Origin of the sequence: Thauera phenylacetica B4P (assembly GCF_000310225.1) — a bacterium.
GTDB lineage: Bacteria > Pseudomonadota > Gammaproteobacteria > Burkholderiales > Rhodocyclaceae > Thauera > Thauera phenylacetica.
The window spans coordinates 1-25,609 of record NZ_AMXF01000041.1 but is presented as its reverse complement, the minus strand read 5'-3'; the positions used below and the strand labels follow the sequence as shown (position 1 = coordinate 25,609).

Sequence of the window (25,609 nt, the reverse complement as noted above, 5' to 3'; positions counted from 1 at the left end):
GCTGCGGGCCGCGGCAGTGGCAGTTCACCGATGTCGACCGAAGCGAACCTATTCATCTCGATAGCATTGGGATGAGCTTGGAAGGCTTGCCGGGGTTCGGGTATCGATAGCGAAGTTCGAGTTCTCGAGGGGCAGGTGAGCGTGGAGGTCTACGAGATCACCCCTCGCAGTGCTCAACTCTATGTTCGCTGGTCTTGAGCGGGGACCCTAATCATCCCGTAGACATACGGGACGCGGCGCCCCCTGGTCGGTAGCTGCAACGACAACTGGTCGGCCTTTGCGGTCGTTAATGCCAACAAGCTAGAATGGCCGCTATCCACATCAAAACCAGCCATGGTCGCAGGGAGGGGGCTTCAGGGATGGAAAGAAGTAGACATGCGACCGTATTGATGAGTGGCGGAATTGATTCCGCTGCATGTGCGGCGTTCCTTATCGACCAAGGCCTTGAGGTATCAGCGGTCTTCGTGGACCATGGCCAAGCTGCCGCCGATTTTGAGCGCAGCGCGGTGCGGTCACTTGCTATCGCGCTCGAAATTCAAGTTCAAGAATTAGCCCTTACGGGCGCCGCTCCATTTGGTTGCGGCGAACTTGTCGGCCGCAACGCTTTCCTTGTCTTTTCCGCGATATTGGCAACCCGAGCACGATCAAGTCGAATCGCGCTCGGGCTGCACGCGGGGACGCCGTACTACGATTGCTCGCCGGCTTTTGTCGATACGATCAATCGCTCCGTCGCCGAATACACCGACAATGCCGTCCGAGTGGTCGCGCCGTTCATTGAATGGACTAAGCGCGAGGTGTACGACTATTTCATCCACGCAGGCTTGCCCATCGAGATGACATATAGCTGTGAGTACGGCGGCGCGCCCACCTGTGGAAGGTGCGCATCGTGTCAGGACAGAAAGGCGCTGCAATGCTAGCGAAACGCCGGTCACTGAAGCTAAATGGGATTGAGGTCGAGCGCACTCCTCTGCTCGTGCCTTCGTTTTCTAGCAAGGGCTTTCCCGACGTTCACAAGATTATCGAGTCCTGTTCGGAGTTGATCGAAGGCGTCACTCTTGTCAGTGCGTACGACATTCATTACGGCAAGGTACGCCCCCCTATTGACTTTCCCTCCTTGATCTTTCTCGACAGCGGCGGGTACGAAGCATCAAAGGATGCCGAACTCTCCGACCTCGGGGACCGGGAGCATAACCCAAAGCCCTGGACGAAGGAGATGCACGAAGGCGTTCTTGCGAAGTGGCAGTCACCAGTCCCCAGCGTACTGATTAGCTACGACCATCCCAAGGCACGCGTCGGGTTCGCCGAGCAGATTGAGCGCGGGCGAACTATGGCGCCTGGACGCACCGACGTTCTGCGAGAGCTGCTGCTCAAGCCCGAGAAGGAGTCTCAGACCCAGCTGCATGTCGACGACTTGCTGCGGCATGTTCATCGCCTTGCCGACTTCGACATCATTGGCGTCACCGAGAAAGAGATCGGCAACTCTCTCGTGGACCGGATGAAGAACATTGCCAAGTTGAGACGGGCCCTGACGGCTGCAGGAATCGAAATCCCGATCCACGTCTTCGGCAGTCTGGATACGATTTCAACTCCCATGTACTTTCTCTCTGGAGCCGATATCTTTGACGGCTTGACGTGGCTGCGGTTCGCATTCCATGAGGGGGTGACGATCTACAAACACAACTTCGGCGCCCTGCGACTTGGCGTCACGACCAAGGCACATATGGTAGACGCTCGATGCTGGCATCAGAACTACTACTACATGAATGAGCTGCAGTTGGAGATGCGGAGATTCTTGGCATCAGAGGACTTCAGCTCATTCAAGTATCACGGCGACATGTTCAAGACCTCATTGCAGAGCGCGCTTGAGGCATTGGGAGATCAGTAATGGGCGGCAGCGGTGGCGGATCTACCTTCAGGTACAGGAGCCCAGAGGAACTGAGAGACGCAGTTCGCAAGGCCGAAGACGACTCATCGGTTAAGCAATTCGAGGTCGAACTGGCTGGCACCTTGTCGGAACTACTTGGTGCGTACAACAGCAGGGATGCGCAAGCGGTCCGAGAGCGCCTTAGTGACATTCGCGCCGCGTTGCAGGACGAGATTGAGGGGACGTTTGACTCGCTTTTTGGCGGCTCAGTTGCCAAGCATACATATGTCGATGGACTGAGCGATATAGACTCGCTTATTCTTCTCAACGACTCTGACCTTGAGAACCATAGCCCCCAGCGTGCGCTTGAGAAGATGACCACCATCATTAAGGCGGCCATGCCTGCGTCTGCCACGGTCACGCACGGACAAATGGCAGTGACAGTGGACTATGGAGACGGGATGGTCGTTCAACTCCTGCCGGCGATAAGGGGCGCTGACGGACATCTTCATGTCCCTTCGTCACGACGTGATGCTTGGTCTCAAATCAATCCGATGGCATTTCGGGATGTTCTAAGCGCCCGTAACGCCGCCTGTGGAGGCAAGCTGGTGCCTACAATCAAGCTCGCCAAGGCCATCAATGGCGAGCTACCTGAAGGTCAGCGCCTGAGCGGTTATCACATGGAGAGCTTGGCGATTGCAGCGTTTCGAAGCTATGCAGGCGAAAAGACAACCTCCGCGATGCTGCCGACCTTCTTCGATCGCGCTCGTGACCTGGTCCTCTCCCCAATGAAGGACAGCACAGGCCAGTCCGTGCATGTGGATAGCTATCTAGGCCCGGCCAACAGCCCTGAACGTCAAGCGGCAAGCCACTTACTCGGGCGCCTAGCCCGACGCATGCGCAATGCAACTGCAGCGGGATCTGTGGCGCAGTGGAAAGCACTATTCGGGTTGGAGCCATGAGTGTCGAAGAAGCCATGAAGGACGAACTGACTCGAATCTGTCGGGTCTCAGACATGCTTTGTACCGGGCACGCAGCTCTGCGCGACCGATACGCAAAGCTCGCCTTTGCCATCGACCTTTTCACACTTGGAGTGTCCACATGGCTCGTAGCGCTCGCATTCGTCGAACCGAAACTAAACGGAACATTGACGCCCTTCGGGTGGGACAGCCAAATTTGGGTTGGGGTGCTTGGCACTGGCGTCTTCTTCCTGACGCTGATTCAAATGAAGACTGACTGGAAAGGGCGATCGGACGCACATAAAAGGACATTGGATGTTTACGCCGAAGTAAAGCGTGAAGCGGGCTATTTACTGTCGGCGGGCGAATATAATCATGACGCCTGCCAACGCGTCTTCTCAAGATATGACATGGCAGCCTCTGTCGGCGTCCAAATTCCCGAATCAGAGTTTCTAAACCAGAAGCAGCGGCATCTTGTGAAGGTCGCACTGAGTAAGTTACTGGACGATCGCCCAGCTACGTCTCTGATGTGGCTGCGAGTGCGACTATGGTGGCGCGACACCTTCAAAGCAGATAACTAGCTGAGCCATGAGAGCCGACTTGACTGCTGCCATGAACTTCTTTTCCAGGGCCTGTAGCTATGTGGAGCAAGCAGGACTGTCAGGTGAAGTAGTCTGGCAGCGAGATGCAGACTTCACTGAATTCACCGAAAGCGAGCTGCTGCGAGAACACGCTTGGGTTGCGCTGTGCTCCGGCTTTCGAGAGTCAGCGGTCCGCCGGGTCTTCAACCACGTTTCGCTTTGCTTCTGCGATTGGGAGTCCGCTGACGCTATCGTCTCGGCTGGCGAGATTTGCTGCACAACGGCTGCTTTGACGTTCGCCAACCGGCTCAAGTTACGGGCCATCTTGTCCACTGCAAGGTACATCAACAATATCGGTTTCGAGGAATTCAAGCGGTCGGTGCTGGCTGATCCGATTAACCGACTCCAGGTGTTGCCGTTCATTGGGCCTGTTACCAGCAGGCATCTCGCGAAGAATCTGGGCCTCGATATTGCGAAGCCTGATCGTCACCTAGTGCGTGTGTCTGAGCGCCTCGGCTTTCGCAGTGCCGATGACCTCTGTCGGGAGCTTGCTGCTACCACCGGCGAGCAAGCAAAGGTTGTCGATCTCATCGTCTGGCGCTACATCGCCGACAACCCTCAGCAATTGCACGATTCGTTCGCGTAATTATTGCTCTGGCGGGCAACTGGGGAACGCCCGACAGAGTGCCTCGCTGGCCCATTGAATGATTGGACCGCGATGAACGGCCGCCGAACAGCTTTGCTGGGGAAGTGTTGCTCCCGCAGCACTACTGAAGTTGGCATCGGGCGCTGAGCGGTTGCAATGTGTCGGGAGTGTGAGTTCGGCGGATCGAGGCTGCCCGTTGGTGATGTTCGATGTTCAGCGGCAGCTAAGCACTACAGAGCAGCCAAAGCCGGATTGTTGGTCGAATGACCGTTTCGGCCGACTTGCCGTCGCTACCGGCCTTGGAGCCAGTAACCCGCCCGCAGCTTCCGATCAAAACTGAAAACGTGCTCCCCAGGCTCCTCGTCGCAGCACCCGACCAGCCGGTTGAACTGGCCGAGCCCGCCATCCCGTAGCGACACGTTGCCGCCACAAAGCGGGCAATCCGCCACATACCGCACCAGGCGCAGGTTGTAGCCACGCGACCGCCCTGGAAGCACAGCGGCTTCAGGGTCCCGGACCAGCTCGACCTGGCACTCCTTCTCCGAGAACGGATAGAAAAGCGGCGAGGCCATGATGATGAATCGATCGTAGAGCCGCATCAGGGGCCGGAGCGGAAACCAGAAGAAGACGGCAGCGACGGCGATCCATCCCCACTCGAGCACGCCCTTGCCCAGTTGCAACAATGCAATAACGACCGGCAGCCCCGCCAGGAGGATCATCAACCCCAGACCGACCGCCGGGACATAGCGCCGCACGCCATCGATGCGCATGCTCGCCTCTCCGTGGCGGCGGAACAGCAGCGGCCACAGAAACAGCCGCCCGAAAAGCGAGAACCTCAGGCTCGACCGGTCCTCGCGGTACCGCAGCACAAAAGGCTGCTTCTCATAGTCCGCTGGCAAGATGGGGAGCGCGGTGCTCGCCCCGAAAGGACGCCATTCGAGACGATAGGTCGACGAGCGCCCGCCCTCCGACTTGTCCTTGGTCGGCCACAGAAGCCCGCTGAAGCCCTTCTTCCGCGCAGCGTCGGTGAAGCGTCCCTGCAACTCGGCGAACGCCTCCTCCACCCCAGGCCAGTGCTCGTTCACCCGCTTGCGCGCCTTGTCGCTGGTCAGGCCATCGACTGGCTCGCCGCGCTCCTCGAGCGTCCAGCGCCAAAGCTCCTGAGTGCTGAGCGATCTCGGCTCGATGCCGTCCTTGCCGTCGCCCTGGTACTGGGTCAGCAGCGCGCGCAACAAGTCCCAGAACACCTCCCGGTAGTCACCGCTGCGGTCACGATCAAGGAGCATTGGAAACCACTGCGCGAACCGGACACGCTCTGACAATGGGCACGCGCCTTCGCACTGAGGGGTATCGGAAAGATCGCTCATGAGGCTCCCGGCAGACATGACGGGATTCTAGCAGCGAACCGTCCGCCAACCGGTTTCAGACCGTCCGGGTCCAGCAACCACGCGGGTTTGCGTACCTAACCTGACCTCTCCGTTCAACCCAGGAGAAGGTCATGCTGGAAACCCTCGTTCTACACATCGCCGGCGAGCGCGTCGAACTCCGCTCGCTCCGCTCTGGCGATCTCGCTGTTTACCACCGGCCCGCCGAGCACGTGCGTGCGCTCGTCGAACCCATCTGCCGCAATCGTGGCCACTGGAACAGCGAGTACAACAACTGGATCGTCTTCCGTCAGTTCCGCGCGGCCGTCGTGAGCGAGCTCGAAGCGGAGGCAGACCATGTCTGAACGGATGCTTCACGGCTTGGACTTCGGGCTCGACCACGCAGGTCGGATGCGTGGCATCGACGAGGTGGAGCAGGGACTCGCCTGCAACTGCGTGTGTCCCGGATGCGGACGCCCACTCGTCGCCAAAAAAGGTCCCGTGCGCGTGCATCACTTCGCGCACCAAGGAGAGAGCTGCACCACCGGCGCCGAAACCGCGCTCCATTGGATGGCCAAGCAGATCGTGGCGGACGAGCGTCGCCTCGTCGAACCCGGACGGGACACCCCGACAGTCTTTCGGAACGCCGCGCTACCGGATGAAATGTACTGGCCCGGCCGGCGCCCCGACGTGGTGCTCTGCTCCGAGTCGATGACCCTGCATGTCGAGGTGACCGTAACGCATCGATGCGGCCCCGAAAAGCTCGACGCGATCGTTCGCAAAGGGATCCCGACCATCGAGCTTGACCTCTCGACGGCCTATCGGCGCAAGCGCCTGGGTTGGACGATCGAGCAGCTTACCGATCGTCTCGTTCACGATCCTGCGATTCGGCGCTGGCTCCATCTGCCAGAGCCAGCAGCGGAGAAGGAGTGGCGAACAACTACACCTGAGACGCAAACTCAGACCAAGCCCGCAGCACCCGTCACCAGCACACGGACGTCCCGCATCTACGCCCCCTTCGAAGGCACGTTGCTCGTATTCGATCCTTGGTATGGGCTGGTGCCACGTGATCCCGTCGCGCGGGCTCAGCTCATCCAGGAACTGGATGCGCGGCGGTCCACCGAGAAATAGACGCAGGGCGGCGAGCTACGACTGGTCGAGAACATGCGGCACCATCGGCGGGCGCGACCCATCAGAGAACACGCCAAGCCTGCGGCTCCTCGCCCTGCACCCCCCTCCGGCCGCCAGAAAGCTTGGCCGTATCATCGTTTATGCGAGAAAATCAGGATCCTTTCACCGTATTCGAGAATCGATTGGTGGGGGGTTCTCATTGAAGGGTGAAATTTCCGGCGCCGCTGTCGGTGGAACCATTTCACCGTATGTGAGAACCTACAGCGGCCATCCACTTCGGCGGCCGACCAAGGGCCATCCACCCTATCTGAAGGGATTGAGGCTGCGCACGCCGCTCGAGACGAAATCGTCCGTATTGCGCGTGACGACGGTCAGGTCGTAGATCAGCGCAATGGCCGCAATCTGTTTGTCGATGGGGTGCTGTGGATGGGGCGACATGAGCTTGCCCCAGACCTGTGCGCAGTCGAGGTCGAACTCGAGAATTCGGTCGGAAAAGTCGGTGACGACCTTGTCCAGCCAGGCTTCGAGACGCCCCGCCTGCTCGCGGTCTCCTCGCGCGCGAACATTCTCCAGCCCTCGGCGAATCTCACCGATGGTCACCACCGACAGGTAGATATCCTCCGCCGCCAATGTCGCGAAAAAAGCCGTCACACCGTGATTGGCGCGCCCACCTTTGCGTAGTTCGCTGATGACCTTGGTGTCGAGCAGGTACATCAGGCCTGCCTGAAGTTGAAGTCTTCGTCGGCCCCGACGTCGGGCATTGAAGCCAGCACTTCCTTGAAGGATCGGCGTGCCGGTTGGGCGAGCGCCGCCCGGAGGATTTCCCGATGCTCCGCTTCAGCACTTCGCCCGTGCCGCGCCGCCGCCTCTCGCAAGGCCTGTGCGACCGAAGGCTCGATGTTGCGAACGACAAGATTGGTCGCCATCGCACGCTCCAGATGATTGCAGTGCTTGCATTCTAGTCAAAAGTGCAATCATTGCAATCACGGAAATCCTGACGCCGAACGACCCACCTTGACTCGCTACTGCGTGTGAGACACCGCCCAACGGAATGCCAGATCGGCTGCCCACACGGCATCGCAGGCAGTGACGAGGTCGGGCGGCAGGTGCGGCATCCAGCGGGGCGCCTGCCCTCGTTAAATCCGAGCCGGCCGACAGGGGCATCCAGGCCATGACAAGTGCCTTCAGCCAGAGCCGGTACAATCACGCCATCAGCCCAAACCGACCGCGAAATGTCCCTCGACCTCAACCAGCTCGAAACCCGCCTATGGGCGGCAGCAGACCAGCTCTGGGCCAACACCGGCCTGAAGCCCTCGGAGTTCTCCAACCCCGTCCTCGGCCTGATCTTCCTGCGCTACGCGGAGAAAAGATTCCACGAGGCCGAGGCGCGGATGATCGAGAGCGGGCTCGACGCCGCCGAGATCGAGAAGATCGACTACCAGGCCGAAGGCGCGCTTTTTCTGCCCGACAACGCCCGCTTCTCCTACCTGCTCGACCTCGCGGAGGGCCAGGATCTGGGCAAGGCGGTCAACGAAGCCATGGCGGCGGTCGAGGCCGAGAACGAGGAGCTCAAGGGCGTGCTGCCGCGCTCCTACGGGCGGCTCCCCAACACCGTGCTGGTCGAGCTGCTGCGGGTGCTGAACGGGCTGGGCGAAGTCGAGGGCGACGCCTTCGGCAAGATCTACGAATACTTCCTCGGCAAGTTCGCCCTGGCCGAAGGCCAGAAGGGCGGCGTGTTCTACACCCCGACCAGCATCGTCAAGCTGATCGTCGAGATCATCGAACCCTTCCACGGCAAGATCTTCGACCCCGCCTGCGGCTCGGGCGGCATGTTCGTGCAGAGCGCACAGTTCGTCACCCGCCACCAGAAACGGGCCGCCGAGGAGCTGACCGTGTTCGGCACCGAGAAGGCCAACGACACCGTCAAGCTCGCCAAGATGAACCTCGCCGTGCATGGCCTCTCGGGCGACATCCGCGAATCGAACACCTACTACGAAGACCCGCACAAGGCCGTCGTCGGCAACACCGGCAGGTTCGACTTCGTGATGGCGAATCCGCCGTTCAACGTCTCGGGCGTGGACAAGGAGCGGGTGAAGGACGACCCCCGCTTCCCGTTCGGCATCCCGACCACCGACAACGCCAACTACCTGTGGATCCAGCACTTCTACAGCGCGCTGAACGAGCGCGGCCGTGCCGGTTTCGTCATGGCCAACTCGTCGGGCGATGCGCGCGGCACCGAGCTGGAGATCCGCAAGAAGCTGATCCAGACCGGCGGCGTGGATGTGATCGTCTCGGTCGGCTCCAACTTCTTCTACACCGTCACCCTGCCGTGCACCCTATGGTTCTTCGACAAGGCGAAGGCCAAGGGCGAGCGCAAGGACGAGGTGCTGTTCATCGATGCGCGCGCCACCTACCGGCAGGTGAGCCGGGCGATCCGCGACTTCCTGCCCGAGCAGATCGAGTTCCTGGCCAACATCGTGCGGCTGTGGCGCGGCGAGGCGGTGGAGACCGAGGCGGGAAGCCAGGAGATGCTCCGGCAGCAGTTTCCGGAGGGGGGGTATCGGAACATCGCCGGGGTGTGCAAGGTGGCGACGCTGGCGGAGATAGAAGCGCAGGGGTGGAGTTTGAATCCGGGGCGGTATGTGGGGGTTGCCAGTGCGATTGCCGCAGACTTCGATTTCGTCGAGAGGCTCGAGGAACTGCATGAGGAGCTTGAAGCGCTGAATGCTGAAGCGGGTGATCTTCAGGAGCGCATCAACACGAACATGACGGCGTTGCTGGGGGCTGCATGAGTAAGGCTTGGCCCATAGCTCCTATACGTGCGGCGTATCGCGGTCTGTTTGATGGTCCCCACGCGACACCAAAGCCGTCCGACGAGGGGCCCGTCTTTCTTGGAATTGGGAACATCACGGAAGACGGTCATCTCGATCTCGCACAAACCAAACGGATTTCGGAGGACGAGTTTCCGAGATGGACAAAGCGAGTCCTCCCTCAGCCAGGAGATATTCCTGAATCCGTGTTCGCTTAGCCGGAAATCCAGCCTAACGCATTGATGTAATTGTATAATTACGCATCCGAGCCTTTCACCCAACCGACCATGCCGCGCTTCGAAGTCAAGCAATCCGCCAAGCTCAATCTGACGTCCTACTCGGGCCTGGCGTTGATCGGGCAGTGCTGCCAGGCGGCACAGGTCGAGGCGGTGATCGACCCGAGGCTGCCGGTGTCGCAGGGTATGCGGAGCTCGGACCTGGTCAAGTCGGTGGTGGGGCTGCTGAGCCTGGGCAAAAGCGACTTCGAGGCGATCGAGCCGTTTCGCGGCGACCGCTTCTTCAAGGAAGCGCTCGGGCTCGCCAAGGTGCCCGGCAGCGTGTGGATGCGCCAACGGCTCGATGCCCGCGCGGCCGAGCTGCGCGAGCTGACCGACGAGCTGAGCCTGCGCCTGCTCGAGCGCACCGAGGCGCCGATCACGGCGCACAAGGGCTACGTCTGCGCCGATCTGGACACCTTCGTGATGGACAACTCCGACACCAAGAAGGAGGCGGTCAGCCGCACTTACCAGGGCGTCGATGGCTACACGCCGATCGCGCTGTACCTGGGCAACGAGGGCTGGAACCTCGGCCTGGAGCTGCGCGCGGGGTCGCACCACTCGGCGCTGGAGACCGAGTATTTCTTCGAGCGCGCGTTCCCGCGCCTGCGCCGGGTGTGTGCGGCCGATGCGAAGCTGCTGTGGCGGGCCGACAGCGGCTTCGACAGCGCCCGGCTGCTGTTCGCGCTGGCCGACGAGCGCGATCGCTGGGCAGCGCTGGGGCGTTCGTTCGACTACCTCACCAAGTGGAATCCGCGCCGTCAGGACAAGACCGCCTGGGTGGACCGGGCCGAGGCCGCCGGCGTCTTCGAGGAAGTGCGCGCGGGCAAGCGGGTGGGGCTGCTGGACCTGAAGATCGACCGTGCCTGGAAGAAGGCCAAGCGCACGCTGCGTCTGGTGGTGCGGGTGACCGAGCGCACGATCGACAAGAAGGGCCAGCACCTGCTGACCCCCGAGATCGAGATCGAAGGCTGGTGGACCAGCCTCGAAGTGGCGATGGCCGACGTGATCGAGCTCTACAAGCACCACGGCACGCACGAGCAGTTCCACTCCGAGATCAAGACCGACCTGGACCTCGAGCGCCTGCCCTCGGGCAAGTTCGACACCAACGACGCGGTCATGCATCTGGCCGCGTTCGCCTACAACTGCCTGCGCCTGATCGGCCAACTCGGGCTGACCGGCGAGCTCTCGCCGATCCGTCACCCGGCCAAGCGCCGACGCATCAAGACAGTGCTGCAGGAGGTGATGTACCGTGCGGCGAAGTTCGTCGAACACGCCCGCCGCCTGGTGCTGGACTTCGGACGCGGCGTCGCCGCGCATGTGAAGGTGTTCACCACGGTGCAGGCGCGACTGTGCGCGGTGGCTTCGCCGTGATGCAAATCCGACGGCCGAATTCTCCGAATCGAGGCCATTTCGCTGCGGCGAAAGGGCGACGGCCGCGTGGGAGCAGGAAAATGACGTAGCGCACCCCCCGTAAGCCCGGCTCGCCGGGCCTCCGGGCCGTGAAAGGACGGTGCTCGGGGCTGCGGTGAGCTGAGATTGGGAGTCAGGCAGCAGAAAAATCATGCGCTGGGGCTCGCGGAGCGGGTACGCGCTGAAGACAACACGGATTCAGGATATTGTTTTCACCTATGAGGCAACGCTGAATCGATATGCAATCGTTCCGAACGGCTTCAGAGGATGTCTCGGTCGCCGCCTCGCTTTGATTCGACCCAATCCGGCGGCGGTCAACACGCGCTGGCTTCACTACTACTTCTTCGGTCCGGAGTGGCGAGCTGTCGTCGCCGCCAACACCCTGTCGGGTGCAACGGTTGAACGCATCCCACTGTCCAGCTTTCCTGACTTTCCCATCAGATTGCCAGACCTTCAGACCCAGCGCCGCATCGCCTCCATCCTGTCCGCCTACGACGACCTGATCGAAAACAACACGCGACGGATCGCCATCCTTGAGGAAATGGCCCGGAGAATCTACGAGGAGTGGTTCGTCCGCTTCCGTTTTCCGGGGCATGAACAGGTGAAGATGGTGGAGTCGGAACTGGGGTTGATCCCGGAGGGGTGGAAGCTCAGGAGGCTTGGCGACGTCGTAGAGCTTGCTTACGGGAAGGCATTGAAGGCCGAGGAGCGGAAGCCAGGTCCGTATCCTGTTTACGGTTCCAGTGGGGTTGTTGGCTCTCACGACACCTCCTTGGTAAACGGGCCTGGCATCATCGTTGGCCGAAAAGGCAATGTTGGAAGCGTTCACTGGTGTGACGTATCTTTTTATCCCATTGATACCGTCTACTTCGTACGAACCGAGCTTCCGTTGCACTATGTGTTCTTCAACCTGAAGCGACAGAACTTCATCAATAACGACGCGGCAGTTCCTGGGCTCAATCGCAATCAGGCGTACTCGTTGCACTTCTTGGTCCCCAGCAAGGTTGTCTTGGGCCGTTTTGTCGAACTCTGTGGCCCGATCTTCAAGCAGTTACGGCTGCTCGCGGTAAAGAACGCCAACCTCCGCGTCACCCGCGACCTCCTGCTCCCCAAGCTGATCTCCGGCGAGCTCGACGTCTCCACCCTGTCCGAACCGACCGTGTGAGGAGATATCGACATGCCCGTCATCTCGATGTTTTTCGGCCTGATCATCCGCATGTATTTCTTCGATACCGATCGTCATCACGAGCCGCATTTCCATGTCGAGAGTTGTTCAGAATCGACCCGTTGAAGTGAGGAGTCTGTCCATGTCACCGCGCATCGCCACCGTCAAACCCCTTCCCCAGGCCAGGTTGCTGCTCGGCTTCAGCAACGGCGAGCAGCGGCTCTTCGACGCTTCCGCCTATCTGGACAAAGGCATTTTCACGCAGCTTCGCGACCCCGATTACTTCGACCGGGTTCGCGTCGTGGGCGGTCATGTGGAATGGCCGGGAGGTCAGGACTTCAGCCCGGATACCCTGTATCTGCGCAGCGACCCGACTGCGACACCGTGCGATCCTGCCCGGAACATGCAGGGCACAGCATGATCAAGCTCGTTCACATCGAACCCGCGAGCGACTTCCAGCTCCGGCTGCGCTTCTCCGACGGCCGCCGGGGCGTGTTCGAGGGCAGGACGCTGCTGCAGTGCGCCGGCCCATTGCTGGAAGCGCTGCGCGATCCGGCGTATTTTGGCCGTGCCTTCATCGACGCCGGCGCCCTGTGCTGGCCCAATGGCCTGGGCCTGTCGCCGGCGCGGGTACGCGAACAGTGCAGCATCGAAGCAGCAGAGACTTTTCGCTGACCTTCCTGCAAGGAATGCCCACTCATGAATACCGACCTCGAGCAACGCATCACCTTCAACTCCAGACAGTGCGGTGCTCACCCCTGCATTCGTGGCATGAGAGTCCGCGTCGCGGATGTGCTCGAAATGTTGGCTCAGGGCGTCGAGGAGGAAGAGATGCTGGCCGACTTTCCTGACCTGGAGCCTGCAGACATCCGGGCGTGCCTGCACTTTGCGGCCAGACTTGCCGACAAGGCGTCGAATCACGCGCTCCGGCAAGCAAGCTGAGAGGATCTCCCCATGCCGATTATCAGTCGCTTTCTCGGCATCCTGATCTCCATGTACTGGAACGATCATGCGCCGCCTCATTTCCATGCGCGCTACGGCGAATACGAGATCACCGTCGATATCCTGACCGGGGTCGTCAGCGGGGCTTTCCCGAAGCGTGCCCTTCGGCTTGTATTGGAGTGGTATGACCAGCACCAAACCGAACTGATGGAGAACTGGGAACTCTGCCGCCGTGCCGAGATGCCAAAACCCATAGAACCGCTGGAGTGATGACGATGTTCCTGCACATTACCGATGCCCGTCCGCTTCACGACTACGTCGTGGCGGTCCGTTTCGACAACGGTGAGAGCGGTCAGGCAGACTTGCTGCCTGCGCTGCAGGGGCCGATGTTCGCGCCCTTGCTCGATCAGGCGCTCTTCAAGGCGCTGTGCGTCGATCCGGAGTTGAAAACCATCGTCTGGCCGAATGGCGCGGATCTGGCGCCAGAGTATGTCTACTTCCTTGCCTTCCGCGATCGCCCGGAGTTGCAGCGGACGTTTGCGAACTGGGGTTATATGGCGGAATCCGTGTCCCACTGAAGGGACGCCTGGCCCCCCCCCATGACCACCCTCCTCACCGCCCGCGAAGTCACCGCCACCTACGGCGAACTCGTTCTCGTCGAGTTGCCCGCGATGGACTGTTTCGCTTCCCTGGGGTGGGAGGTCGCCAACCTCTACGACGAAACCTTCGGCGTCGACGGCACCGAAGGCCGCAAGTCGTCCGCCGAGGTCATCCTGGTGCCGCGCTTGCGGCGGGCGCTGGAGCGCATCAACCCCGGCTACCCGGCGACGGCCTACGATCAGGCCATCGAACAACTCGCCGAGGACCGCTCCAAGCAGATCCCGGTGAATGCCAACCAGGCCTTCTACAAGCTGCTGCGCGACCGGGTGAAGGTGGAGATCGCCGACGACGAGGGCAGCCCGCAGACGGTCGAGCTGTCGGTCATCGACTGGACCGCCCCGGACAACAACGACTTCTTCCTCGCCCAGCAGATGTGGGTGTCGGGCGAGATGTACAAGCGCCGCTGCGATCTGCTCGGCTTCGTCAATGGCATCCCGCTGGTCTTCGTCGAGCTGAAGGGGCCGCATGTGCCGCTGAAGTCGGCCTACGACGACAACCTGAAGGACTACAAGGGCCAGAGCATCCCGCAGCTCTTCCACCCCAACGCCTTCATCCTCCTGTCGAACGGTTCGCAGACCCGCGTCGGCACGCTGACCAGCCCGTGGGAGCACTTCTTCGAGTGGCGGCGGATCGACGACGAGACCGAGGCGGGTTCGACCTCACTGGAGACCGCGATCCGGGGCCTGTGCGACAAGCGGCGGCTGCTCGACCTCGTCGAGAACTTCACCGTGTTCGAGACGGCGCGGGGCGGGCTGATCAAGAAGGTGGCCAAGAACCACCAGTACCTCGGCGTGAACAAGGCCCTCGCGCAGATGGTGAAGCTGCGCGAATCCGGCGACCGCGAGGCGGCGAAGAAGCTCGGCGTGTTCTGGCACACCCAGGGCAGCGGCAAGAGCCTGTCGATGGTGTTCTTCACCCAGAAGGTGCTGAGGAAGCTCCCCGGCAAGTGGACCTTCGTGATGGTCACCGACCGGGCCGAGCTCGACGACCAGATCTACAAGACCTTCACCGCCACCGGGGCGATCACCGGGGCCGAGGTGCAGGCCACCAGCGCCGAGAACCTCAAGGCATTGCTGCGTGAGGACCACCGCTACGTCTTCAGCCTGATCCAGAAATTCCGCACCGACAAGGGCGAGGCCTACCCGAAGATCTCCGAGCGGGACGACATCATCGTCATCACCGACGAGGCGCACCGCAGCCAGTACGACGTGTTCGCGCTCAACATGCGCAACGCCCTGCCCAATGCCGCCTTCCTCGGCTTCACCGGCACCCCGCTGATCGCAGGCGAAGAAGAGCGCACCCGCGAGGTGTTCGGCGACTATGTGTCGGTGTACGACTTCGCCCGCTCCATAGAGGACGGCGCCACGGTGCCGCTGTACTACGAGAACCGCAGCCCCGAGCTGCAGATCATCAACGACCACCTCAACCGCGACATCGAGCGCCTGCTGGAAGAGGCGGAACTCGACGAGGAGCAGGAGAAGAAGCTGGAGCGGGAGTTCGCCCGCGAATACCACCTGATCACCCGCGACGACCGCCTGGAGACCATCGCCGCCGATCTGGTCAAGCACTTCCTCGGTCGCGGCTACCGCGGCAAGGCCATGATGGTCTGCATCGACAAGGCCACGGCGGTGCGGATGTACGACAAGGTGCAGGCGCACTGGAAGAAGCACTTGGCCGAGCTGGAAGCGCAACGCAAGACCGCCAGCGGAGACGCCCGGGAGACGCTCGCCGACAAGATCATGGTGATGCGCACCACCGACATGGCCGTGGTGGTGTCGCAGTCGCAGAACGAGATCGAGGAGCTGAAGGAAAAGGGCCTCGACATCGTCCCGCACCGCCAGCGCATGGTCGGCGAGCACCTGGACGAGCAGTTCAAGGATCCCGATGGCCAACTGCGGCTGGTCTTCGTCTGCGCGATGTGGATCACCGGCTTCGACGTGCCGACCTGCTCCACGCTCTACCTCGACAAGCCGATGCGTAACCACACCCTGATGCAGACCATCGCCAGGGCGAACCGCGTCGCACCGGGCAAGACCGCCGGCCTCATCGTCGATTACGTGGGCATCTTCCGTAACCTCCAGGACGCCCTGCGCATCTACGCCAAGCCCAACCAGCCCGGGCAGCTGCCGATCAAGGACAAGGCGGCGCTGGTCGAGCAACTCGAAGGGCTGCTGCGAGACGCGCAATCCTTGTGCACCCGCTTCGGGATCGACCTGAGCGGGATCGTGAACACCCCGCCCGCACAGCGCCTGGAAGCCCTGCAGAAGGCCATGGACGTGATCCTCGAAGCCGGGGAGGACAAGACCAAGGCCTACCTGCTGCTCGCCGGTCAGGTCGCCCGGACCTTCAAGGCCATCCTCCCCGACGCGGAAGCCAACGCCCACGCGCCGACCTCGGTGCTGGTCGCCTATCTCGGGGCGATGATCAAGGCCCTGCGTCCGCCACCCGACATCGCCGGGGTGATGAACGACCTGGATGCCCTGCTCGACGACTCCATCGCCACCGAGGGCTACCGCATCGGCGCGCGACCGGCAGCCGAGGCCCTGATCGACCTGTCGCAGATCGACTTCGCCGCCCTGCAGCAGAAGTTCGAGGAAGGCAGGAAGGCCACCGAAACCGAGAAACTGAAGGGGCAGATCGAGAAGAAGCTGGACACGATGGTCCGCGAGAACAAGGGCCGGATCGACTTCCTGGAGAAGTTCCAGAAGCTGATCGAGTCCTACAACTCATCCAGCCACAACCTGGAGGCCTTCTTCAAGGAGCTGATGCACTTCGCCCAGAACCTGACCCAGGAGGAACAGCGGGCCACCCGCGAGAACCTGAGCGAGGAAGAGCTGGCCATCTTCGACCTCCTGACCCAGCCCGAACCCGCGCTGACCGAGAAGGAGAAGGACGAGGTGAAGAAGGAGAAGCGGGCGAAGACCTACGCGCACATTTACGAGAACTACTTTGGGGCGGGGCTGAGTGTGTATCAGGGGGTGGGGGTTGCGGCGCTTTAACGCGGATCTGCGCTTCGGGTTTTGTTGATGGCGGAGACTCGGCCTGAAGTGTCGGTGGCCTGATCAGCGAAATCAGGCAGCAACGCGCTGGTCACCTGACGTTCGACCGTCAGAGATTGAAGCTCGGAGGGAGACTGCAGGCGGTTCTGTCGATCGATTGCTCGGGCGCGGTGGCCGACGCTAGCGCAAGTCTCAAGAATTGACTGGCGTTGCGGAGATCTTGACGCCCAGAGCATGAAGCAGCTTGAGCACTGTGTCATAGCGAGGCTTCGCGCCGGGCGTGAGCGCCTTGTACAGGCTCTCACGGCCAAGACCCGCATCCTTGGCGAGTTGCGCCATGCCGCGGGCGCGCGCTACGTCGCGGACGGCAGCGAGAAACACATCAGGGTTTGGGTCTTCCAGGGCGGCCGTCAGATACTCCGCGATGGTTTCCTCGTCGTTCAGGTAATCGGCAGCATCAAAGGTGGCGGTCTTGACCATCGTTCACTCCTTGTCCAAAGCCCGCGCCATCTCCGATCTCGATGGCACGTTTGATGTTGTTGCCGGCTCCCTGATTCCGCACAAATCTGGCGTCGTTAAACGGCGTCGTCGAGTGGGCGCCGGCGGCGCCGTAAACGGCACGAGGGCCGCGCGCGTCGGCCCTCGTTGTGCTGGGGGGCGGGGCTCGATCAGAACGACGGATCGTCGAACGGCAGCTCGGCCTGCGTGAGGCGGTCCTGGCGGTAGTGCTCGAACAGGGCGAGCTCGTAGTGCGCCCAGATGCGCTCGCGCAGATCGTCGAGCAGCTCGATCACGGCCCGGGCCTGCTCGGGCGTCCAGTCGGCGTCGATGAGCAGGTCCAGGCCGCGCAGCAGCCCGGACGGCGGGTGGTCGGTCTTCATGCGGGACTCCGTGCGGATTTGCGTTTGCGGGCGTTGGTTGTGATCGAGTGAGATATTTGGAGGGGACCGAGCGCGATAATTCCCGGAAATAGTGGTACCCGCCTGGAAATAGCGGGATACGGCAGACAAAAGTCTTTTCTGTCGCGAAAGTTGCCGAGCGGCAGGAATTCGGGTGGCTCAGGTAGGGGCAGCGCGGCCCACCGAGGCAGGCAAACCGAGGGCGCCGACCGCGCTGATGACGGTCTCGGCGGATGCGGATGTACGGACGGCGATCGGCGCGTCCGACGATGCGTTCAGGACGATGACGACTGTCTCGGCCAAACGCTGGGGCGATTGCAGGTCGGCGGCTTGAAGGCGCTTCGCGTGCCGATGCAAGGCGCTCCGCGAGACCGTAACCCCGATCGAGGCGAGTTCCTCGCGCACCTGGTTGATGCACACGTAGCCGTAGCGTCGGATCAGGGCGTCGACCTGGCCCTGGCGGTCCGGGGGCAGCATTACAAAGAAGCGGGGGCGTGGCATGACGTTCTCCTCATTGGCTGCGGCCGGGATGGCGGCATGCCAGAGGCTACGGCCCCATCCGGGAACGTCACAATGAAAGGGCTTCACGCGCTTGGCGCCGGAGAGGCCGGCGGGGCTTGGAAATAGGCACCGCGGCGGGCCGATGCTCGGCCCAAAATTGAGCTGAGCGTTCGAGCCTCACAGCCCGGCGCGCGTCGAAACAAATCGCCCATTGGAGCCGAAGAAACCGCCGTTTTCGGGCCTAGGCTGGCCGTACCGACCACACACCGGAGACGGCCATGAGCACCACGAAGACAGCGGTTCGCATCCAGACGCTCGAAGCCCAAGTCAATGCCCTGGCGCAGGCCTGGCTGTACTTGGCGGCGACCATGGAGATGCAGTGCGGCGCCGAGTTGGAGACGATGGAACGATCCCTGTGCGCCAAGCGGTGGCCGGGCGCGCCGCAGATCGATGCCGAGGCGCGGCATACGCTGGAATGGCTGTGCAAGGAGCTGTCCGCGGCTCGGCGCTTTCGGGAGCAGCGGGCAGCCCAGGCGTGGGCGGACTGGCGGCGGGGGTGATCTCGGTGTGAAGGCGTGTCGCCCCAGGCAATCCCAGCGGGCACGCTGACGGCGCAGAAGTGCGCTGTCAGCCGGTCGAGCAGGGGGGGATGCGTGCCCCTGGCGCGGCCGGCGGATAGAATGCACGCCGCTCCGGCGGTGCAGGAGTCGAGTTTTCCGCAGCGAAAACGTATTGAAATTCGCGCCGGCCTGTGTAATGCTCCGCTCGTCGCTGGCAAACAACCGGCGACCGGGATCGGAAGTCCCGAGTGGAGCGGCGATGAGCTGCAGTGCGTTTGCCTGGCGGCTTTTTCGTGCCTTGGTGTGTCCAGTTATGGGCGGCCGGGCGGGAGGAGCCGAAAGGCTCGCCGGTGCTCCACCGGTACTTCCGACTCCCGTCACGGTCGCCCGCCCGATCGGAAGTCGGGTTGGCGGTTCAAACCGCAACTGGAGCAAGCACCATGATCATCATCGCCACGCCCGCGAGCACCGCGGCGCTTCGCAGCACAGCCACCCACTCCGCAGCACCACAACACGACACCCTTGCCGCAGGCGACCGCGTTGAATCGCTTCATGCCCGCCGCCCTGGCCGGGTGGTGTGGGTCTACCCCGACGGATCGGCCTGCATCTGCTGGGACGATGGCGAGCCGCAGGAAGCCGGCCTCGGGCATGAGCGCATGCCGCGCGAGCTGCTGATCAGGCTCGACCATGATGCGACGGTGCCCGATGCCGCGCCGGCTAACCGGCCCGAGGAGGTTCCGCAGAGCGATGCCGAGCCTGCGCCCACGGCGCCGCTTCACCCCCTGAAGAAAGGCGATCTCGTCGTCTGCCCCCATGATTTTCGAAGCGGAACTGTGGTGAAGGTCTATCCCGACGGATCGGCCTGCATCTGCTGGGACGACGGCGAGCTGCAGGAAGTCGGCCTCGGGCATGAGCGCATGCCGCGCGAGCTGCTGATCAAGCTGAACCCTGCCGCGACGGCACCCGAAGCCGTGCCAGACGACGGCGCCGAGGTCGCGCCTGACCCGAGCTGGCTGCCCGCCCCCTCGGCGCCGCTCGCCCGCCCTTTGCCTGCGCGCGATGCTGCGGCGATGGCGGATCGCGAAGCCTACTGCCACGCGCTGTTCACCACGCTGCATCAGCATGCGGACGACGACGCGATCGAAGACCTCTGCGATCACTTCGAAGTCATGCTGGATACGCTGAGCGCCCGCCGGCCGCAATCGGCCATGGCGCGCCGGTGGAAGACCTTGTTCGAGCGCCACTACTACCCGGAAGGGGGTGTGTGATGAACAAGCTCAATACCATCGTCGATGCTCAGGGCTTCCGAGAAGCCGCCGCTGCCATGGACCTCGCCACCACGGTCGACTTCAAGAACCTCGCCTACCACATCGAAGACACGTTGAGCCGCGTCTCGACGTGCTTGCGGGCGCTCGATCGGCTGATCTACAGCGAGGACAACGCGATCACGCGTTACAGGAGCGATGTGCTCGACCTGATCAAGATGGCGCAAGAGGCAGTGGACCGCCCGGACGAGCCCTTCGATCAACTGGACCGGTTCCACCTCGAGATGCAGCGGGCTTTCAAGCAGCGGATCGACGAAGGCAAGCACCTGCGCACGATCATCGCCGCCTTCGCGGTGATCGCCGGGCCGGCGGTGCCGCTTGTGGAGGTCGAGCGGGCGGCGGGTCTGGTCTATGCGCTGGCGAGCGAGCACCCGGAGTATGCGCCGCAGTGGGCAGGGTTCCGTGCCGCGCTCGAAGCGCGCGGGCTGGTGGTGACGGAGGCGCCGATCATGGAGGGCGGCGAGTGCTATGCGTGGGTGCAGGAGCCGGGGGCGGAGAAGGTGGCGCGCAAGGCCAAGCGAGTTATCCGCAAGGCCACCGCCGCGCTCGAAGCCAGCGGGAGGGCGCCGGTATGATGGACCTCGCCAATACAGAGCGCGGGGCCTTCATCCGCGCGCAGGGGCGGCGCAGCCGATCGGCTCGCCTGGTGCAGTTGGCCGGGCGGGTGTGGCGGGCGTGGCAAGCGGCGAGACCTGCTGCGCCGCGCCCGGCGCTGGTGTTTCGCCGCCAGGTCGGGGATGACGGACTGCGCTACATGGTGGTCAGCGCGGGTGTCGGTAGAATCGACGGCAGGTAATCACCAGAGGCACAAAATGACACGAGGCAGGAAGCCCAAGCCCACCATCCAGACTGAGATTCTGGACCCGGCGCGAGACGTGCAGACCGGGCAGGGACTGACGGAGATGCGTGATGAGGAGATGGCCCTCAAGTTCGTGATCGACTACGAGGAGCCGCTGCGCCAGATCGGCCAGCTTGAGGCGCTGGAATTTACGCGACGCGTCGCGGATGTTGCGACCGCGCAGATCTTCGAAAACATGCGCAACTCCGGGAAATACAAGGGGTTGCCGTACCTCGATGAAAACGGAAATACGCGACGCGTCGCGTCTATCGAAGAATTTTGCGAGGCTAAGCTTGGCAAGTCCTACCGGCGCTGCTTGGACCTTTCGCAAAATCTGCGCACGCTCGGCCCTGATCTCTACGAGCAGACCGAGCGCCTCGGCCTGCGCAATATCGACTACAAGGCCATCCGCTCTTTGGCGGCGCCCGAGCAGGAGCTGATCCGTCGCGCAGTGGAAGAAGCGCAAAGCCGGGATGAAGTGCTGGATCTTCTCCAGGAGCTGGCTGCCAAGCATGCCCGCGAGAAGGAAGAGATTACGCGCCAGGTCGAGGATTTGCAGGGCGAGTGCCGTGCGAAGGAGGAGCTTCTTGCCGAGCGCAATCGGGAGCGCGACGCCCTGCAAGAGAAGCTATTCCGGCGGACACTGGAGACGCTCGAAGAGAAGGTGGTGAAGGCGCGGAAGGATGCCGAACAAAGTTCTATGGTGGTGCGCGGAACGATCGATGGCCCGCTTCGGCGCGCGGTCATGGAGCTTCAAGAAGCCAGGGCGAGCGCAGGCGTCGACAACCGTATGTTCTTGGCGGGGCTTTTCGGCGAGATAAGCATCGTGCTCGACGGCTTGCGCGAGGAGTTCGCGATCCCGGACGTGCGAGAGCTTCGTGACAATGAATTCGAGTGGATCTACGAGGCGGGCGACGAAACCAAGGGCGACGTGAACAACACAGGAGGCGCAGTGAGTTGAGACTGTCTGCCCCGGTATCCGAGAAACCGCCCGCAAGGGCGGTTTTGTTTTCGGGGTGCCGTGGGCGCGCTTCGGGAATACGGCCCCCACAAGCTGTTTTCCGGGTGCGCGGGTAGCCGTGCCCTGCTACGGGCGCTCCTGAGGCGCTCACGGTTTTATAAAACGGCCTGCGGGGCTTCGGCGGCCGTTCATAGCTTGCTCAGAACGGCGGCGCTTGAGCCCACCGTCCGCAGCGCAAGGTCCGAGGCCCGATCCGGCGTTCGGACGCCGCAATTCTGTGGAGTCCGCGCGCCCGGCGCCGACAGACGCCAAATCAATTTGAGTTGGCGTCTGTCGGCTCGCGCTCTCCGCGCGCGCGAGGGGCATCGGATACCTGCCGCATCAATTTGATGCGGCAGGTCGCGCTCTCCGCGCGCGCGAGGGGTATTCGACAAACATTGAAGCGCTTCAAAAGCCCATGCTGCCCGCTTCTTCGAATATGAAGCCGTTCCAGTTAACGGTTTCACGTTGGGGGGTGGCGATGCGAAGAATTGACAGCTCGGAAGACGGCGTGCTCATGCGGCTGCACTGCATCTTGTTGAGCGAGTTGTCGGAGGACTTCCCGATGACACCCAGCGAGACCCTGAAGAAGATCGCCGATCAGTTCGTGTCCAACGTGTGCGCCGAGTTTGGCGGGAGTGTCGCGTACTTTCCCATCAATCCGCCGGAACACCTCGCGCGGCGCAATGCAGAGATTCTGGCGGCGTTCCTTGCCGGCGCCTCGTATCCCCAGCTGGTGAAGACCTACAAGCTGACCGAGCGGCGGATCAGGATTCTTGTCGAGGAAGGCAGAAAAGCTGAAGGCCGGCAGCCGGTAAAGAAGGCGAACACCGATCGCTCTGCGCAATAGCCGCCGGCAAGCGATGAACGGAGAAAGCGATGAACGGAGAAAGCGATGAACGGCAAGCCTGAGATCGAGCACACAATCCAGCTCGTCGCGCCCAGTGTTCGGGCGCACCGATTCATATCGTTCAAGGGGACGCATGCAACCGGCGAGAGCAACACGATGGATAGCTGCGGCGTGAGCCTTGGCGACTCGTATGGCGTCCGACTGGTGCAAGTGGTCACGGGTTATTCGGCAATGGTCGAGGCCGGCGCCAAGGTGAAGTTCGGCGAGTACGTGAAGCCGTCGAGGGATGGTTCCGGGCGTGCGGTGCCAGGGACGATGCACAACCACTGCGGGCGCGCGATGCAAGACGCCGCTCGCGCGGGGGACTTGATCGAGGTGATGGTCCTGATGCATCACCACCCGTGAGCCGTGGTGGTATGGCCGGCGAGATGAGCAGAGCCAAGGAAGATGAAGGGGGGAAGGAACGTGGATGATTTCGAGGTAGACCGGCAGGCAAGGGACTATGCGCTCGATCATGGGGTCAGCTACGCGCAAGCGCTCTCGGCGGTGGGCGAGCTGGCGCGGGAACAGAGCGCGGCGAGCTTCAGCACGATCGAGGACTTCGAGCTTGATCGCCAGGCCAGAGAGATGGCGCTGAAGCATGGGTTGAGCTACTCGGAAGCCATGTCTGCCGCGGCTGATTTGGCCGCTGCGAAAGGGCGGGCACGCTTCAGTGCACCGGCCGTGTCGGACGAAGCGGAGATGGTGGTGAGAGCGAAGCAACTCGCGGTAGAGCGTCGGGTTAGCTTCGCCGCCGCGCTGGGGCGGGTGGTAGCCGAGCAAGCGTTGCCGGCGGTGGGGTTCTCCTCGCCTACAAGTGGTCTTGCGGATGTCGAACTCGATGCCCGCGCGCAGCACTACGCATTCCGGCACGGCGTGCGCTACGAAGAGGCGCTGATGCGCGTGACCGATGGCGCGGACGGGTACGGCCCCGGCTTCGGCGCGGCGCCCTCGGGGGCGGTCGTTTTTGCCGAGTCGGGCCCGTTGAACTACGAGACGGACCCCGTATCCGCACTGGAAGGCCAGTGGATCGAGATCTTCAAGGCCGGAACCCATGCCACGACATCGGGCGAGTCGATCACCTTCACTCCGGCGGATGTGATGGCTATCGCCGCCGGTTATCGCCCCCAGGTGCGCGAGGCCCCGCTTGTCGAGGGCCATCCCGAGATGGACGCACCGAGCCAGGGATGGGTTGACGCCCTTCAGGCTACGCCCGACGGGAAGCTGATGATGCGGGTCAAGCAGGTGAACCCCAAGTTCGCGGAGAGCCTGAAGGCGGGTCGTTTCAAGAAGCGAAGCGCCGCGTTCTATCGGCCCGGCGAGCGAGGGAACCCGAACCTCGGCGCGTGGTATCTGCGGCACGTAGGGTTCCTCGGTGCAAATCAACCTGCGATCGCTGGGCTTCGTGATATCGATTTCGGGGCGGCCCGTTGAGCCTCGCCCGATGAGCCAAGAAAAGGAGTTTGAGATGGGCAAGGAAATGCGGCGGGAACTGGATCGCGCGGTCAATCAAGTTGGCGCGGCGCTGTCGGCACTTCGTGCCGACGTGGATGGCGTCGATGCACGTTTGCGGGAAGTTCGAGGGCAAATCGAAGCGTTGGAGAATGCGCCCGTTTCGCTTGATGACTGGGGCGGCTTCCTGAGGGCTTATATCGCCAAGAAAGGGGAACGGTTCGTCTCTCCGCTCTTACCGACGCGGCTCTTGGCGCCCTCTGGATACGGCGAACGGCCGGAGCCTTTCAACAAGCGGCCTTGGGCGGACTTTGAGCGGGGCGACAATGTGCTTCCGGGCGACATGGTGAAGATGCTCTCCAGTGGGGATTACAGCGCGCCACTGCTGTGCGCCCTGTTTCCTGATCAGGTGTGCGCTCTGATCCTTTCCAACGTGAAGAAGCACCTCGGCGACAAGTGGGGGAACGAAGATGCGGTCCCTGTCTCGGAGCGTCGGGTATTGGCAGCGGTCCTGGTGCGTGAACGTGACGATTTGCTTGCCCGACGCGAGGAGCTGAAAGCGGAGATCGATCGGCTTGTCGGGCAAGTCTCCTGACGGGGGGCTCCATGCCGCTCACGATCACCGTCGACACCAAGTCCATCACCGACTACCTCGTCCAGGTCGGCCAGCGCATCAGCGATCATGCCCCTCTGTTGGATAGGATCGGGCAACTGATGGAGAACCGCATCAGCGACCGCTTTGAAACTCGAACCGATCCGGGCGGGCGCAGCTGGGCACCGTGGTCCGAGAGCACGAAGGCGACGTATCCCAAGGACGCGCACGGCAGCCTGCTTGACCGCTACGGCGACCTGCTGGATGGTCGAAGTCATACTGTCCGCGGCGACTCGGTGCTTGTTGGGTTCGATAGGGATTACGCGGCCTGGCATGAGTTCGGCACCAAGACGATGCCCCGCCGCGGCTTGCTGTTTGATGACCCCGACACCCGAGAGCTTGGGCGCGATGACCGTGAGTCGATCCTCGAGCTGGTCTCCGACTACCTCAAGGCCGCAACGCTGTAGCGGTCCACGTGCATGTAGGGCATGCCAACTGCGCAGACCACTTGTCGCAGCGCCGGACGCCTGAACCGGCGTCGGTAAGGTGGCCTTTACCGCCTACTGCCTTTCCTGTAGCGGAATTTCCTTTCCGCTAATTCAAAAAACGTCGATTGCATTTATCGCGCAGAATCGCGTTCATTTATCGCGCGCGGCTTCAGTTGGTGGCGGCGCGCTCCTGGGCTTCCTTGTGGCGCCAGGACGGGCCCTTGAGGGCGATGATCTCGGCGTGATGGACCAGGCG

Annotated in this window: 34 protein-coding genes; 28 read left to right on the top strand and 6 right to left on the bottom strand. The window is 62.4% G+C overall.

Going from position 1 to position 25,609, the window contains the following annotated elements; translation table 11 throughout:
* Positions 1 to 305 precede the first annotated feature (305 nt).
* The 5 genes from C667_RS24940 to C667_RS08040 are packed head-to-tail and all read left to right on the top strand — an operon-like array spanning position 306 to position 4,050.
* The gene (locus C667_RS24940; RefSeq protein ID WP_211207680.1) at positions 306 to 917 is read left to right on the top strand and encodes a 7-cyano-7-deazaguanine synthase; all 612 of its coding nucleotides are present in this window, start codon (positions 306 to 308) and stop codon (positions 915 to 917) included.
* A complete protein-coding gene (locus tag C667_RS08045; protein WP_004360169.1) occupies positions 911 to 1,885 on the top strand; it encodes a hypothetical protein in 975 nt (324 codons plus the stop codon). The genes C667_RS24940 and C667_RS08045 overlap by 7 nt, the downstream gene beginning before the upstream one ends.
* A complete protein-coding gene (locus C667_RS24935; RefSeq protein WP_004360167.1) occupies positions 1,885 to 2,826 on the top strand; it encodes a CBASS oligonucleotide cyclase in 942 nt (313 codons plus the stop codon). Before C667_RS08045 ends, C667_RS24935 begins: the two co-directional genes overlap by 1 nt.
* Before the next feature lie 14 nt (positions 2,827 to 2,840).
* Positions 2,841 to 3,404, top strand: a complete 564-nt coding sequence (locus C667_RS25660) for a hypothetical protein (RefSeq protein WP_157302252.1) — start codon at positions 2,841 to 2,843, stop codon at positions 3,402 to 3,404.
* A gap of 31 nt (positions 3,405 to 3,435) precedes the next feature.
* Positions 3,436 to 4,050 carry an HhH-GDP family DNA glycosylase gene (locus C667_RS08040; protein WP_051174646.1) on the top strand — a complete coding sequence of 205 codons (615 nt, stop codon included), beginning with the start codon at positions 3,436 to 3,438 and terminating at the stop codon, positions 4,048 to 4,050.
* A gap of 290 nt (positions 4,051 to 4,340) precedes the next feature.
* On the opposite strand, the gene C667_RS08035 is transcribed toward C667_RS08040, so the two are convergent.
* Complete coding sequence (locus C667_RS08035) at positions 4,341 to 5,417, bottom strand: hypothetical protein (protein WP_039921021.1); 1,077 nt, start codon at positions 5,415 to 5,417, stop codon at positions 4,341 to 4,343.
* A gap of 131 nt (positions 5,418 to 5,548) precedes the next feature.
* On the opposite strand from C667_RS08035, the gene C667_RS08030 reads away from it, so the two are divergent.
* Positions 5,549 to 5,779 carry a hypothetical protein gene (locus tag C667_RS08030; RefSeq protein ID WP_004360159.1) on the top strand — a complete coding sequence of 77 codons (231 nt, stop codon included), beginning with the start codon at positions 5,549 to 5,551 and terminating at the stop codon, positions 5,777 to 5,779.
* Positions 5,772 to 6,545, top strand: a complete 774-nt coding sequence (locus tag C667_RS08025; protein ID WP_039921016.1) for a competence protein CoiA family protein — start codon at positions 5,772 to 5,774, stop codon at positions 6,543 to 6,545. Before C667_RS08030 ends, C667_RS08025 begins: the two co-directional genes overlap by 8 nt.
* A gap of 303 nt (positions 6,546 to 6,848) precedes the next feature.
* Here C667_RS08025 and C667_RS08020 read toward each other — a convergent pair whose 3' ends face one another.
* Entirely contained in the window at positions 6,849 to 7,259 is a 411-nt protein-coding gene (locus C667_RS08020) for a type II toxin-antitoxin system VapC family toxin (protein ID WP_004360156.1), read from the bottom strand.
* Positions 7,259 to 7,471 carry a FitA-like ribbon-helix-helix domain-containing protein gene (locus C667_RS08015; RefSeq protein WP_004360153.1) on the bottom strand — a complete coding sequence of 71 codons (213 nt, stop codon included), beginning with the start codon at positions 7,469 to 7,471 and terminating at the stop codon, positions 7,259 to 7,261. The genes C667_RS08020 and C667_RS08015 overlap by 1 nt, the downstream gene beginning before the upstream one ends.
* A gap of 306 nt (positions 7,472 to 7,777) precedes the next feature.
* Here C667_RS08015 and C667_RS08010 point away from each other — a divergent pair, with 306 nt between their 5' ends.
* The 10 genes from C667_RS08010 to C667_RS07970 all read left to right on the top strand — a co-directional run bounded on the left by C667_RS08010 (position 7,778) and on the right by C667_RS07970 (position 16,809).
* Positions 7,778 to 9,337 (top strand): type I restriction-modification system subunit M, encoded by a 1,560-nt coding sequence (locus C667_RS08010; RefSeq protein ID WP_004360151.1) that lies wholly within the window; start codon positions 7,778 to 7,780, stop codon positions 9,335 to 9,337.
* Between the two features lie 305 nt (positions 9,338 to 9,642).
* Positions 9,643 to 11,004, top strand: coding sequence for an IS1380 family transposase (locus C667_RS08005; protein WP_004357889.1), 1,362 nt, complete (start codon positions 9,643 to 9,645; stop codon positions 11,002 to 11,004).
* 190 nt (positions 11,005 to 11,194) lie between these two features.
* Positions 11,195 to 12,208: a restriction endonuclease subunit S gene (locus C667_RS08000; RefSeq protein ID WP_083881290.1), complete on the top strand. Its 1,014-nt coding sequence runs from the start codon at positions 11,195 to 11,197 to the stop codon at positions 12,206 to 12,208.
* A gap of 12 nt (positions 12,209 to 12,220) precedes the next feature.
* Positions 12,221 to 12,334, top strand: a complete 114-nt coding sequence (locus C667_RS24930; RefSeq protein ID WP_004360147.1) for a DUF4160 domain-containing protein — start codon at positions 12,221 to 12,223, stop codon at positions 12,332 to 12,334.
* 16 nt (positions 12,335 to 12,350) lie between these two features.
* Positions 12,351 to 12,629, top strand: a complete 279-nt coding sequence (locus tag C667_RS07995) for a DUF2442 domain-containing protein (protein WP_004360145.1) — start codon at positions 12,351 to 12,353, stop codon at positions 12,627 to 12,629.
* On the top strand, positions 12,626 to 12,883 hold the full coding sequence (locus C667_RS07990; RefSeq protein WP_004360143.1) for a DUF2442 domain-containing protein: 258 nt from the start codon (positions 12,626 to 12,628) through the stop codon (positions 12,881 to 12,883). The genes C667_RS07995 and C667_RS07990 overlap by 4 nt, the downstream gene beginning before the upstream one ends.
* Positions 12,884 to 12,907: 24 nt before the next feature.
* The gene (locus tag C667_RS07985) at positions 12,908 to 13,150 is read left to right on the top strand and encodes a DUF433 domain-containing protein (protein WP_004360142.1); all 243 of its coding nucleotides are present in this window, start codon (positions 12,908 to 12,910) and stop codon (positions 13,148 to 13,150) included.
* A gap of 12 nt (positions 13,151 to 13,162) precedes the next feature.
* Positions 13,163 to 13,420, top strand: coding sequence for a DUF4160 domain-containing protein (locus C667_RS07980; protein WP_004360141.1), 258 nt, complete (start codon positions 13,163 to 13,165; stop codon positions 13,418 to 13,420).
* A 5-nt stretch (positions 13,421 to 13,425) separates the two neighbouring features.
* The gene (locus C667_RS07975; protein ID WP_039921020.1) at positions 13,426 to 13,728 is read left to right on the top strand and encodes a DUF2442 domain-containing protein; all 303 of its coding nucleotides are present in this window, start codon (positions 13,426 to 13,428) and stop codon (positions 13,726 to 13,728) included.
* A 21-nt stretch (positions 13,729 to 13,749) separates the two neighbouring features.
* Positions 13,750 to 16,809 carry a type I restriction endonuclease subunit R gene (locus C667_RS07970; protein ID WP_004360139.1) on the top strand — a complete coding sequence of 1,020 codons (3,060 nt, stop codon included), beginning with the start codon at positions 13,750 to 13,752 and terminating at the stop codon, positions 16,807 to 16,809.
* 192 nt (positions 16,810 to 17,001) lie between these two features.
* On the opposite strand, the gene C667_RS07965 is transcribed toward C667_RS07970, so the two are convergent.
* The 3 genes from C667_RS07965 to C667_RS07955 form a co-directional block, all read right to left on the bottom strand.
* Entirely contained in the window at positions 17,002 to 17,289 is a 288-nt protein-coding gene (locus tag C667_RS07965) for an addiction module antidote protein (protein WP_004360137.1), read from the bottom strand.
* A 188-nt stretch (positions 17,290 to 17,477) separates the two neighbouring features.
* Positions 17,478 to 17,690, bottom strand: a complete 213-nt coding sequence (locus tag C667_RS07960) for a hypothetical protein (RefSeq protein WP_004359146.1) — start codon at positions 17,688 to 17,690, stop codon at positions 17,478 to 17,480.
* A gap of 177 nt (positions 17,691 to 17,867) precedes the next feature.
* On the bottom strand, positions 17,868 to 18,209 hold the full coding sequence (locus C667_RS07955) for a phage protein Gp27 family protein (protein WP_004360136.1): 342 nt from the start codon (positions 18,207 to 18,209) through the stop codon (positions 17,868 to 17,870).
* A 278-nt stretch (positions 18,210 to 18,487) separates the two neighbouring features.
* On the opposite strand from C667_RS07955, the gene C667_RS07950 reads away from it, so the two are divergent.
* From C667_RS07950 to C667_RS26160, 11 genes are all read left to right on the top strand, one after another.
* Positions 18,488 to 18,769, top strand: a complete 282-nt coding sequence (locus C667_RS07950; protein WP_004360135.1) for a hypothetical protein — start codon at positions 18,488 to 18,490, stop codon at positions 18,767 to 18,769.
* 440 nt (positions 18,770 to 19,209) lie between these two features.
* On the top strand, positions 19,210 to 20,037 hold the full coding sequence (locus C667_RS07945) for a hypothetical protein (protein ID WP_004360134.1): 828 nt from the start codon (positions 19,210 to 19,212) through the stop codon (positions 20,035 to 20,037).
* Positions 20,037 to 20,669 carry a hypothetical protein gene (locus tag C667_RS07940; RefSeq protein ID WP_004360133.1) on the top strand — a complete coding sequence of 211 codons (633 nt, stop codon included), beginning with the start codon at positions 20,037 to 20,039 and terminating at the stop codon, positions 20,667 to 20,669. Before C667_RS07945 ends, C667_RS07940 begins: the two co-directional genes overlap by 1 nt.
* Entirely contained in the window at positions 20,666 to 20,890 is a 225-nt protein-coding gene (locus C667_RS07935; protein WP_004360132.1) for a hypothetical protein, read from the top strand. Before C667_RS07940 ends, C667_RS07935 begins: the two co-directional genes overlap by 4 nt.
* A 79-nt stretch (positions 20,891 to 20,969) precedes the next feature.
* Entirely contained in the window at positions 20,970 to 21,893 is a 924-nt protein-coding gene (locus tag C667_RS07930; protein ID WP_157302250.1) for a hypothetical protein, read from the top strand.
* A gap of 457 nt (positions 21,894 to 22,350) precedes the next feature.
* Positions 22,351 to 22,782, top strand: coding sequence for a Mor transcription activator family protein (locus C667_RS07925; protein ID WP_039921012.1), 432 nt, complete (start codon positions 22,351 to 22,353; stop codon positions 22,780 to 22,782).
* 45 nt (positions 22,783 to 22,827) lie between these two features.
* On the top strand, positions 22,828 to 23,187 hold the full coding sequence (locus C667_RS07920) for a hypothetical protein (RefSeq protein ID WP_004360129.1): 360 nt from the start codon (positions 22,828 to 22,830) through the stop codon (positions 23,185 to 23,187).
* 60 nt (positions 23,188 to 23,247) lie between these two features.
* Positions 23,248 to 24,255 carry a hypothetical protein gene (locus tag C667_RS24345; RefSeq protein WP_157302248.1) on the top strand — a complete coding sequence of 336 codons (1,008 nt, stop codon included), beginning with the start codon at positions 23,248 to 23,250 and terminating at the stop codon, positions 24,253 to 24,255.
* 10 nt (positions 24,256 to 24,265) lie between these two features.
* Positions 24,266 to 24,868, top strand: a complete 603-nt coding sequence (locus C667_RS07910) for a hypothetical protein (protein ID WP_004360125.1) — start codon at positions 24,266 to 24,268, stop codon at positions 24,866 to 24,868.
* Between the two features lie 11 nt (positions 24,869 to 24,879).
* The gene (locus tag C667_RS07905; protein ID WP_004360123.1) at positions 24,880 to 25,332 is read left to right on the top strand and encodes a phage virion morphogenesis protein; all 453 of its coding nucleotides are present in this window, start codon (positions 24,880 to 24,882) and stop codon (positions 25,330 to 25,332) included.
* 79 nt (positions 25,333 to 25,411) lie between these two features.
* Positions 25,412 to 25,609: hypothetical protein (locus tag C667_RS26160; RefSeq protein ID WP_211207679.1), on the top strand; the 198-nt coding region annotated here is incomplete at its 3' end.

Bases quoted from the DNA above. Each gene is read 5' to 3' on its own strand.
- C667_RS07965 (WP_004360137.1), bottom strand. From the start codon at position 17,289: ATGGTCAAGACCGCCACCTTTGATGCTGCCGATTACCTGAACGACGAG.
- C667_RS07910 (WP_004360125.1), top strand. From the start codon at position 24,266: ATGAGCCAAGAAAAGGAGTTTGAGATGGGCAAGGAAATGCGGCGGGAA.
- C667_RS07995 (WP_004360145.1), top strand. From the start codon at position 12,351: ATGTCACCGCGCATCGCCACCGTCAAACCCCTTCCCCAGGCCAGGTTG.
- C667_RS07950 (WP_004360135.1), top strand. From the start codon at position 18,488: ATGAGCACCACGAAGACAGCGGTTCGCATCCAGACGCTCGAAGCCCAA.
- C667_RS07980 (WP_004360141.1), top strand. From the start codon at position 13,163: ATGCCGATTATCAGTCGCTTTCTCGGCATCCTGATCTCCATGTACTGG.
- C667_RS07960 (WP_004359146.1), bottom strand. From the start codon at position 17,690: ATGAAGACCGACCACCCGCCGTCCGGGCTGCTGCGCGGCCTGGACCTG.
- C667_RS24940 (WP_211207680.1), top strand. From the start codon at position 306: ATGGCCGCTATCCACATCAAAACCAGCCATGGTCGCAGGGAGGGGGCT.
- C667_RS08000 (WP_083881290.1), top strand. From the start codon at position 11,195: ATGCGCTGGGGCTCGCGGAGCGGGTACGCGCTGAAGACAACACGGATT.
- C667_RS24935 (WP_004360167.1), top strand. From the start codon at position 1,885: ATGGGCGGCAGCGGTGGCGGATCTACCTTCAGGTACAGGAGCCCAGAG.
- C667_RS07955 (WP_004360136.1), bottom strand. From the start codon at position 18,209: ATGCCACGCCCCCGCTTCTTTGTAATGCTGCCCCCGGACCGCCAGGGC.
- C667_RS08040 (WP_051174646.1), top strand. From the start codon at position 3,436: ATGAACTTCTTTTCCAGGGCCTGTAGCTATGTGGAGCAAGCAGGACTG.
- C667_RS08030 (WP_004360159.1), top strand. From the start codon at position 5,549: ATGCTGGAAACCCTCGTTCTACACATCGCCGGCGAGCGCGTCGAACTC.
- C667_RS08010 (WP_004360151.1), top strand. From the start codon at position 7,778: ATGTCCCTCGACCTCAACCAGCTCGAAACCCGCCTATGGGCGGCAGCA.
- C667_RS07920 (WP_004360129.1), top strand. From the start codon at position 22,828: ATGAACGGCAAGCCTGAGATCGAGCACACAATCCAGCTCGTCGCGCCC.
- C667_RS08005 (WP_004357889.1), top strand. From the start codon at position 9,643: ATGCCGCGCTTCGAAGTCAAGCAATCCGCCAAGCTCAATCTGACGTCC.
- C667_RS08025 (WP_039921016.1), top strand. From the start codon at position 5,772: ATGTCTGAACGGATGCTTCACGGCTTGGACTTCGGGCTCGACCACGCA.
- C667_RS25660 (WP_157302252.1), top strand. From the start codon at position 2,841: ATGAAGGACGAACTGACTCGAATCTGTCGGGTCTCAGACATGCTTTGT.
- C667_RS07940 (WP_004360133.1), top strand. From the start codon at position 20,037: ATGAACAAGCTCAATACCATCGTCGATGCTCAGGGCTTCCGAGAAGCC.
- C667_RS07905 (WP_004360123.1), top strand. From the start codon at position 24,880: ATGCCGCTCACGATCACCGTCGACACCAAGTCCATCACCGACTACCTC.
- C667_RS07990 (WP_004360143.1), top strand. From the start codon at position 12,626: ATGATCAAGCTCGTTCACATCGAACCCGCGAGCGACTTCCAGCTCCGG.
- C667_RS07970 (WP_004360139.1), top strand. From the start codon at position 13,750: ATGACCACCCTCCTCACCGCCCGCGAAGTCACCGCCACCTACGGCGAA.
- C667_RS08045 (WP_004360169.1), top strand. From the start codon at position 911: ATGCTAGCGAAACGCCGGTCACTGAAGCTAAATGGGATTGAGGTCGAG.
- C667_RS08015 (WP_004360153.1), bottom strand. From the start codon at position 7,471: ATGGCGACCAATCTTGTCGTTCGCAACATCGAGCCTTCGGTCGCACAG.
- C667_RS07985 (WP_004360142.1), top strand. From the start codon at position 12,908: ATGAATACCGACCTCGAGCAACGCATCACCTTCAACTCCAGACAGTGC.
- C667_RS07945 (WP_004360134.1), top strand. From the start codon at position 19,210: ATGATCATCATCGCCACGCCCGCGAGCACCGCGGCGCTTCGCAGCACA.
- C667_RS07975 (WP_039921020.1), top strand. From the start codon at position 13,426: ATGTTCCTGCACATTACCGATGCCCGTCCGCTTCACGACTACGTCGTG.
- C667_RS07925 (WP_039921012.1), top strand. From the start codon at position 22,351: ATGCTGCCCGCTTCTTCGAATATGAAGCCGTTCCAGTTAACGGTTTCA.
- C667_RS08020 (WP_004360156.1), bottom strand. From the start codon at position 7,259: ATGTACCTGCTCGACACCAAGGTCATCAGCGAACTACGCAAAGGTGGG.
- C667_RS24930 (WP_004360147.1), top strand. From the start codon at position 12,221: ATGCCCGTCATCTCGATGTTTTTCGGCCTGATCATCCGCATGTATTTC.
- C667_RS08035 (WP_039921021.1), bottom strand. From the start codon at position 5,417: ATGAGCGATCTTTCCGATACCCCTCAGTGCGAAGGCGCGTGCCCATTG.
- C667_RS07935 (WP_004360132.1), top strand. From the start codon at position 20,666: ATGATGGACCTCGCCAATACAGAGCGCGGGGCCTTCATCCGCGCGCAG.